3 protein-coding genes are annotated in these 3,666 nt (G+C 56.4%); all 3 read left to right on the forward strand.

Going from position 1 to position 3,666, the window contains the following annotated elements; all coding sequences use genetic code 11:
* Positions 1–815, forward strand: an 815-nt coding sequence (locus LQ952_RS15480) for a glycosyltransferase family 4 protein (protein WP_238623514.1), incomplete at its 5' end; no start/stop codon positions are given.
* 48 nt (positions 816–863) lie between these two features.
* Entirely contained in the window at positions 864–1,742 is an 879-nt protein-coding gene (locus tag LQ952_RS15485; protein WP_238623515.1) for a polysaccharide deacetylase family protein, read from the forward strand.
* A gap of 26 nt (positions 1,743–1,768) precedes the next feature.
* Complete coding sequence (locus tag LQ952_RS15490) at positions 1,769–3,631, forward strand: NEW3 domain-containing protein (protein ID WP_238623516.1); 1,863 nt, start codon at positions 1,769–1,771, stop codon at positions 3,629–3,631.
* Positions 3,632–3,666 lie beyond the last annotated feature (35 nt).

Below are 3,666 nucleotides of genomic sequence, written 5' to 3' on the forward strand. Positions count from 1 at the left end.
CATGGCAGGCTGCGCCTCTCGAACGGCTGGCACGATCACTGTACTTTGGTGCTGACCGTGTGGTCACTCTGACACCCGGTATCCGACGTGAATTGCTTGACAAAGGCATTTCTAGTGAGGCACTGGATTTGATCCCGAATGCCTTTGATGATTCGATGAGTCGGGTCGATAGGGAAATGATACGAGAAGATACGCGCGTGAAGTATGGTTGGAGGGATCAGTTTGTGGCTGTCTACGTTGGTGCCTTCACGGAAGTGACGGCAGTGGACGTTATCATTCGCACCGCGGCCGAGTTACGGCAGCGAAAGGATATTCGCTTCGACCTGTATGGCAGCGGTCAGACTCGATCAAAGGTCATGGCCCTCGCCGGTGAGATCGAACTGGACAATGTCCATTTTCATGAGGCAGTGCCCAAGGCGGAGGTGTATCGCATCCTCGCCGCTGCTGATGTTGGCCTCATGGCGCTTTTCCGGAGCCCTCTGATTCACATTTATTTTGAGAATAAATTGATTGATTATATGGGGGCCAGCTTGCCCATCGCTGCGGCTATGGGCGGTGTTCAACCGGAGTTGATCAAACGCGAGGGTGCAGGCCTGGTGGTGGACAGCTTCGATCACAAGGGCCTAGCCAAAGGCATTGCGCGCTTGGCGGACGACCGAGAGGTAGCTCGTGATATGGGGCAGGCGGGCCACAGGTTCATATCCACTCATTTGGCACGTAGTGAAGTCATTCGTCACTATACTAGGCTCTTGGAAGCAGCTGCTGCCGGAAAATTAAAAGGGCTACCCACATGGGATCCCCTGAATATTTGTTGAAATGGCCAGTATTTATAACTGCTTGATGACAATCGAGGGGTTACATGTATGACTTCCGAACTTGTTCATGCCTTCACAGTGGATGTTGAGGACTGGTTCCATACGCTGGATTGCCCGCAAATGCCTCCCCTGGAAAAATACGATGATTTTGAGTCGCGGGTTGAGGTGAATACCACTTTGGTGCTCGATATGCTGGAGCGCCATGAGGTGCGGGGCACTTTTTTCATTTTGGGCTGGGTGGCGGATCGTTATCCGGGATTGGTGCGGCAGATTGTCGATGCCGGCCATGAGATTGCCGTACATGGGTATGCTCATGTACTTGCCTCAGGTTTGTCAGACAAGGAACTGGAAACTGATACGCGGCGTGCTGTTGAAGCCGTCGGCACGGCGGCCGGCGTGGCGCCTGTAGGATATCGGAGTCCGGGCGGATCACTGCTTGATCGCCAGCGCTGGTTGTTCGACCTCTTGCTTGAGTTGGGGATTCGGTATGATTCCTCTGTTTACCCGCGTTCCGGTTCATTGGCCGAAACGGAAGGTCATCCTGTGAGGCCTTATGTGATTCACCGTAACGGTGACGCAGAATTTTGGGAGTATCCCTCTACCACTCGGCGGGTTCTCGGCGTGAAGTGGCCATTTGCCGAGGGAGGTTATCTACGTCTGATGCCGCTTCCCTTGGTGCGTAAATGGTTCCATGACAGTGCCGCTGAACAATTAAGAGTGAATGTGTGTGTTCACCCGCGCGAGTTTGATCCCGAGCAGCCGCGCCTGCCGTTGTCGCCTTTAAGGCAATGGAAGACGCAGGTCAATATCCGCGGCAATCAGGATAAGGTCGAGTCGATCCTGTCGGAATTCAGGTTCGCGCCCATGGGACACATACTCGATGAACTCAATGTCGGTTCTGTTGCGAACGTGTCTTCTCGCATGTAACACACCTGGGAACTCCTGAAACGTTGATGAAATTATTGATATTTTTGTTGGGTGTGGGCCTGGTTGCGCTGCCTGTTGCATCCCGGTTGTTGAGTCTGGCACCCAGTCGGGGCGGTTGGGTGATGTACCTGGCTAATGTGGTACTGGAGACATTGGAAAAGCGCCTTCCGTTTTCTCGTTGGTGGGCGGAAGGTGGATTGATTGTCTTTGGCTGTGTGTTGTTGTTCCTGGGAAGTGGCATGGCCTGGCTGGCTTGGCTTGTGGTGGTGCTCCATCTGCTGTTGGTGCTGCAGAATCAGCTTCGTGAGCGGGCTGTCGTGAATGCTGTGTATGCAGATCAGGAATGGGTTGGGCTGAGGGGCGCCACTTCCGACCGGCCGGGTTATCCCGCGCCGGGATTGCATCCATGGCTGAGCCTGAATGTAGAAGGGCCTTTTGTTGCCCGCTGGCCCGAGTTGGATCTGGGTCTTTTGCTGGCGGGCACTGAGGTGAACTTGGCTCTGCTGGTGGGAAATCATTCCCGTGTGCCTACGCAGACACCCGTGAACGTGATGCTGGATGTCCCCGAGGGCTGGTTGGTCCGGAGTGAAGCAACGCTGGAATTGCCCGTCATGCAGTCCGGCGAGGTACAGCGCGTCGCTTGGACACTACGACCCTCCGAAGGTGGTGGGCCCGGTCGGGTGGGTGTTCGTGTTTTGGCCAGCCGTTTTGAGCGGAGCCTGTCGATCCATCACGCGGGTTGTCGACAGGTGGATTCAGACATGATCGAGTCGGTGTCGGTGACTCGCTATCCGGGGGGGCGCTGTTCGGCATTTTCCTGGCGCGGTGACATGGATCTGTATGACTCTGCTTCGTTTCAGGACATCCAGGGGCTCAAGGCTGCACTGGAACTGGGGAGACGCTACGGCATTGCCCAAACACTGTTTCTGTCTACGCGGCTCAGCCTGAGCGAGCAGGATGCGCGGGAATGGGCCGATCGCTATGGTGTTAATCGGGGGGCGGAGGAGATACCGCGTTTCGTGGATTGGCTGCGCGAGAACGTGTCCCTCTGCTATAGCTGCCCGTATCCAGCCCAGTCACCCAAGCCCTATTTGATGGAATTGGGTAACCACGGGCATTTGCACTACGACACCGATACCGCTGGTGCGCCCGGCAACCAGTGGAAGGCGGGTGCTCGCCCCGGCGAGGGGCGTTACCCCTGGACTGGGGAAGATGGGTCTTCATTCGGGGATCAGCGCGAGAATATTCGTGAGGCGATGCGATGGTGCGAGCGCCTGCTGGGCTTTGTGCCGCGCTCGTGGGCGAAGCCGGGGCGGGGTAATGATCGCTTTACGCCTTCTGCCGTGGAGGCGGCGGGTTGCGAAGTGGCCACCGGATCGGACATCCGTATACGCGATAACGTGCTGCGCCAGCCGCGGCCCCATCATCCGGCGGGTACACGTATCGTGGAGTTGACGGCACGTTATCCTTCAGACCCACAGCATATTCAGCATGTTGCCATGTTGCAGTTCTGGATGCATCGCGCCCATCGGCTTGGCATCCCGATGGTGATGCTGGTTCATCAGCATATGCGCCAGTTTGATGGCATCGCCTGTGCGCGCTTTACTGAATATCTGGTGAGATATGCACTGGAGCGCTTCAACGGAGATTTGTATATCGATACTGTGTACGGGATCGGGGTTTGGTGGCGCGATGTACTGAATGAAGAAACGCGGCGGGTGGATGTGGTTCAGGAAGAGGGGCGAATCCGTGTGGCCAACCATACGGACCGGGACATGACCGACCTGCCGCTGGATCTGCGTTTGAAAGGTGGTGCATGTACTACGTGGCTGGTGTCTGTACCGGCTGGTGGCGAGGTGGTGCTCGTGCCGGGCAATGTCGGTTCTTGAGTAGCCAACAATCCGATGGGGTATGTAAGCAATGC

Origin of the sequence: Ectothiorhodospira lacustris (genome assembly GCF_022227785.1) — a bacterium.
Classification (GTDB): Bacteria; Pseudomonadota; Gammaproteobacteria; order Ectothiorhodospirales; family Ectothiorhodospiraceae; genus Ectothiorhodospira; species Ectothiorhodospira lacustris.